Source organism: Rhizobacter sp., assembly GCF_035702065.1.
Lineage (GTDB): Bacteria > Pseudomonadota > Gammaproteobacteria > Burkholderiales > Burkholderiaceae_C > Rhizobacter.
Genome location: NZ_DASSRA010000225.1, coordinates 1 through 4,235 on the forward strand (window position 1 = coordinate 1; position 4,235 = coordinate 4,235).

General features: G+C 68.3%; 5 protein-coding genes and 1 riboswitch. Of the genes, 3 read left to right on the forward strand and 2 right to left on the reverse strand.

Going from position 1 to position 4,235, the window contains the following annotated elements; translation table 11 throughout:
- A partial coding sequence (locus tag VFL64_RS10425) for an NAD(P) transhydrogenase subunit alpha (RefSeq protein ID WP_489540308.1) occupies positions 1–930 on the reverse strand: 930 nt, incomplete at its 3' end.
- 128 nt (positions 931–1,058) lie between these two features.
- On the opposite strand from VFL64_RS10425, the gene VFL64_RS10430 reads away from it, so the two are divergent.
- Both VFL64_RS10430 and VFL64_RS10435 read left to right on the forward strand, forming a co-directional pair.
- A complete protein-coding gene (locus VFL64_RS10430; protein WP_489540309.1) occupies positions 1,059–1,562 on the forward strand; it encodes an NUDIX hydrolase in 504 nt (167 codons plus the stop codon).
- A 61-nt stretch (positions 1,563–1,623) separates the two neighbouring features.
- The gene (locus VFL64_RS10435; RefSeq protein ID WP_489540310.1) at positions 1,624–2,070 is read left to right on the forward strand and encodes a PaaI family thioesterase; all 447 of its coding nucleotides are present in this window, start codon (positions 1,624–1,626) and stop codon (positions 2,068–2,070) included.
- A gap of 5 nt (positions 2,071–2,075) precedes the next feature.
- Here VFL64_RS10435 and ribB read toward each other — a convergent pair whose 3' ends face one another.
- Positions 2,076–2,723 (reverse strand): 3,4-dihydroxy-2-butanone-4-phosphate synthase, encoded by a 648-nt coding sequence (gene ribB, locus VFL64_RS10440; protein WP_489540311.1) that lies wholly within the window; start codon positions 2,721–2,723, stop codon positions 2,076–2,078.
- Positions 2,724–2,818: 95 nt separating this feature from the next.
- Positions 2,819–2,982: riboswitch (FMN riboswitch) on the reverse strand.
- A gap of 90 nt (positions 2,983–3,072) precedes the next feature.
- Here ribB and mnmA point away from each other — a divergent pair.
- The gene (mnmA, locus tag VFL64_RS10445; RefSeq protein WP_489540312.1) at positions 3,073–4,179 is read left to right on the forward strand and encodes a tRNA 2-thiouridine(34) synthase MnmA; all 1,107 of its coding nucleotides are present in this window, start codon (positions 3,073–3,075) and stop codon (positions 4,177–4,179) included.
- The last annotated feature ends 56 nt before the right edge of the window (positions 4,180–4,235 follow it).

Here is a 4,235-nt window from a genome sequence, read left to right on the forward strand (position 1 = left end):
GACGCCGTGCTTCACCACTGTCCTGCCGGCTTCGGTGAGCGGGCAGTTGCCGCCTTGCGCGGCGGCCAGGTCGACGATCACCGAGCCCGGCTTCATGGCCTTGACCATCTCTTCGGTCACGAGCACCGGCGCCGCGCGGCCGGGGATCAGCGCGGTGGTGATCACGATGTCGGCCGCGGCCACGCGCTTGGCCACCTCGACCTTCTGGCGGTCGAGCCAGCTCTGCGGCATGGGCTTGGCGTAGCCGCCCACGCCTTCGGCCGCTTCCTTCTCTTCGGGCGTGTCGTAGGACACGTCGATGAACTTGGCGCCCAGCGACTCAACCTGCTCCTTCACCGAGGGGCGCACGTCAGAGGCTTCGATCACGGCACCGAGGCGCTTGGCGGTGGCAATGGCCTGCAGGCCGGCCACGCCCACGCCGAGGATCACCACGCGCGCGGCCTTCACGGTGCCGGCGGCGGTCATCAGCATGGGGAAGAAGCGCTGGTACTTGTCGGCCGCGATCATCACGGCCTTGTAGCCGGCGATGTTGGCCTGGCTGCTGAGAACGTCCATGCTTTGCGCACGCGTGGTGCGCGGCGCGGCTTCGAGCGCGAAGCTGGTGACGCCCGCACCGGCCAGGCGCTGCAGGCCGTCGCGGTCGAAGGGGTTGAGCATGCCGACCAGCGCGGCGCCGGTCTTCATGAGGCTCAGCTCCGAGTCGAGCGGCGAGCGCACCTTGAGCACCAGGTCGGCCTCGAAGGCGCCGGCCTGGTCGGTGATCTCGGCACCCACGGCCCGGTAGGCCTCGTCGGTGGCGCTGGCGGCAACGCCGGCTCCCGATTGAATGCGCAGCGTGTGGCCCTGGGCCTTGAGCTTCTTGGCCGTCTCGGGCGTGACAGCAACGCGTGTCTCGCCGGCCACCGTCTCCAGCGGTACCCCAATCAACATGGATCTCACTCCTCAGTCGCCGACGCGACAGTAACTTGCGCCGAACTTACAAAACACGCGAGCGTAACGCATTGTGAGGTGCGGTCCGCCGTAGAACGTCTTATGCCAGCGACACCTACCATCCGTGCATGAGCGAACGTTGGAAACCCAGTGTCACCGTCGCCGCGATCATCGAGCGCGTGATCGACGCAGAAGCGCGCTTCCTGCTGGTGGAAGAGGACACAGCCGAGGGCCTGAAGCTCAACAACCCGGCCGGCCACCTCGAGATCGGCGAGTCCCCCGAGCAAGGGGTGGTGCGTGAAGCGCTGGAAGAAACCACCTGCCACTTCACGCCGAGCTGCCTCGTGGGCGTCTACATGGCGCGCTATCAGCGCCCCGCGGCGGGCGAAGACGTGACCTACCTGCGCTTCGCCTACGCGGGCACCGTGAGCGACCCCGACCCCACGCGCACGCTCGACACCGGCATCGTGCGCACGCTGTGGATGAGCATCGAGGAGCTGCGCGCCTGCCGTGACCGCCACCGCAGCGAGCTCGTGCTGGCCTGCATCGAGGACTACCTGGCCGGCAAGCGCTACCCGCTTGGCATCGTCCACGCCGCCGACACGGTGCACACCCCCGAGATCAAAGCCTGAGTTCGTCAACGCTGTAACGCAGGCGACTCCGTTTCGCGCGCGGCTCACTAAGCTCGTGTGCATGCAGACCTCCGACACCCCCTCGACCGGTGGCGAGATGCCCGCCGGCTACCAACGGCACACGCGCCGCAGCCCGCTCACCGACCCGTGGGAACCGCTGTTTGCGCGCGAAGCGGGCGAGGCCGTGCAGCTCGCGCTGGTGGTGCGCGACGCACACTGCAATTCGCGCGGCTTCGCGCACGGCGGGTTGATCTCATCGCTGGCCGACAACGCCATGGGCCTGTCGGTCGGCCACGTCGCACGTGCGCAGCTTGGGAACGACAAGGCCAGCGCGGTGACGGTCGCGCTGGCGCTGGACTTCATCGACTCGGCCAAGGTGGGCGAGTGCCTGGAGTTCCACCCACAGGTGCTCAAGGTCGGTCGCACGCTGGCCTTCGTGGACTGCCGCGTGGTGTGCGGCGAGCGGCTGGTCGCCCGGGCCAACGCGAGCTTCCGCCTGCTGGGCTGATCGCCCTACATCACCGCCTCGGTGGCTTGCCGCCACTGCACGATCTCGGCAATCGTCAGCGTCGGCATGCCGTGGCTCAGCGCAAAGGCCTCCACCTGCGCGCCGCGCGCCATCGTGCCGTCGGGGTTCATCAGCTCGCACAGCACCGCCGCCGGCTGCAAGCCGGCCAGGCGCATGAGGTCGACGGAGCCTTCGGTGTGGCCGTCGCGCTCCAGCACGCCGCCGGGCCGGGCGCGCAGCGGGAACACGTGGCCGGGGCTGACCAGATCGTCAGGCTGCGCGCCTTCGGCGATGGCGGCGCGGATGGTGGTCACCCGGTCGGCGGCGCTGACACCAGTGGCCACGCCGTGGCGCGCCTCGATCGAAACCGTGAAGGCGGTGCCGTAGCGGCTGCCGTTGCGCGCCACCATCGGCGGCAGCTGCAGCCGCTGCAGGTGCTCGTGGGGCAGGCACAGGCAGACGATGCCGCTGCCCTCGCGGATCAGCAAGGCCATGGTCTCAGGCGTGATGCGCTCGGCAGCGACGATCAGGTCGGCCTCGTTCTCGCGTTCGTCGTCGTCGAACAGGAGGATGGGACGGCCGGCGTAGAGGGCCCGCAAGGCATTGCGCAAGCGGGAAGGGAAGGCGTTGAAGCCGGGGTGTTGAACGGACATGGTTGAAACGCTCCTCGCGTGGGGTGGCAAAAAAGCCGGGCGAAAAACATTCCAGGGGCGTGCGCACGCGTGCGCCTGCGGGCGTCCGCGTGTTCGCACGTCTTCTTTCATCCGGACTGTGACCGTCGGCTCTGGCATCGCACCAGATCTGCTGACCCTTCCCCTTGGAGGCGGAAGGCGCTCGCGGGCTCGCCGCTGCGTGTCGACCACGAGACGGCATACCGCCGGTGGGGAGTTCCACCCCGCCCTGAAGACGTGTGCCGGCCTGAGAAGGCCGGCGCTGCCAGCGTAGCCAGGGCGCAAGCCCCTGCAAGTCACCCACACGACACGGCCACCTAAAATTGCGCCCATGAAGAAACCCCAGCGTGTCGTCGTCGGCCTGTCGGGCGGCGTCGATTCGGCCGTCAGTGCGCACCTGCTCAAGCAGCAGGGCCACGAGGTCATCGGCATCTTCATGAAGAACTGGGAAGACGATGACGACGACGAGTACTGCTCCTCGCGGCAGGACTTTCTCGACGCCGCCAGCGTGGCCGACGTGCTGGGCATCGAGATCGAGCACGTCAACTTCGCGGCCGACTACAAGGACCGCGTCTTCGCCGAGTTCCTGCGCGAGTACCAGGCCGGGCGCACGCCCAACCCCGACGTGCTGTGCAACGCCGAGATCAAGTTCAAGGCCTTCCTCGACCACGCCATGCGCCTGGGCGCCGAGAAGATCGCCACGGGTCACTACGCCCGTGTGCGAGAAGTGAACGGCGAACACCAGCTGCTGAAGGGGCTGGACCCGCTCAAGGACCAGAGCTACTTCCTGCACCGCCTCACGCAGGCGCAGCTCGCCAAGACCCTGTTCCCGGTCGGCGAGCTGCCCAAGACCGAGGTGCGCCGCATCGCCGCCGAGATCGGCCTGCCCAATGCGAAGAAGAAGGACTCGACGGGCATCTGCTTCATTGGCGAGCGGCCCTTCCGCGAGTTCCTGAATCGCTACCTGGCCAACCAGCCCGGCCCGATCAAGGACGACCGCGGCCGCACGGTCGGTGAGCACGTCGGCCTGAGCTTCTACACGCTGGGCCAGCGCAAGGGCATCGGCATCGGCGGGCTGAAGGAACGTGGCGCGGCCAAGGGCGGCAGCGAGCACGAGCCCTGGTTCGTGGCGCGCAAGGACATGGCCGCCAACACGCTGTACGTGGTGCAGGGGCACGATCATCCCTGGCTGTTGTCGCATCGCTTGTGGGCCGGCGACGCGAGCTGGGTGTCCGGCCAGGCGCCGGCTGCGGCGTCCATCGCGGCCAAGACACGTTATCGGCAATCGGATTCGGCCTGCGACCTCTCGCCTGGAGAAAGCAGCGCGTTCGCATTGGACTTTCCCCAGGCGCAATGGGCCGTCACCCCCGGACAGTCGGCGGTGTTGTACGACGGCGAGGTCTGCCTGGGCGGCGGCGTCATCGCGGCGTTTGCCTGACGCAGATCATGGTCCCGCGCGGCCGCGCGGAGGACCATCTCGCCAGTGGGACAACC

Coding starts and splice junctions, on each gene's coding strand:
- VFL64_RS10435 (WP_489540310.1), top strand. CDS start 1,624: ATGCAGACCTCCGACACCCCCTCGACCGGTGGCGAGATGCCCGCCGGC.
- VFL64_RS10430 (WP_489540309.1), top strand. CDS start 1,059: ATGAGCGAACGTTGGAAACCCAGTGTCACCGTCGCCGCGATCATCGAG.
- mnmA (WP_489540312.1), top strand. CDS start 3,073: ATGAAGAAACCCCAGCGTGTCGTCGTCGGCCTGTCGGGCGGCGTCGAT.
- ribB (WP_489540311.1), bottom strand. CDS start 2,723: ATGTCCGTTCAACACCCCGGCTTCAACGCCTTCCCTTCCCGCTTGCGC.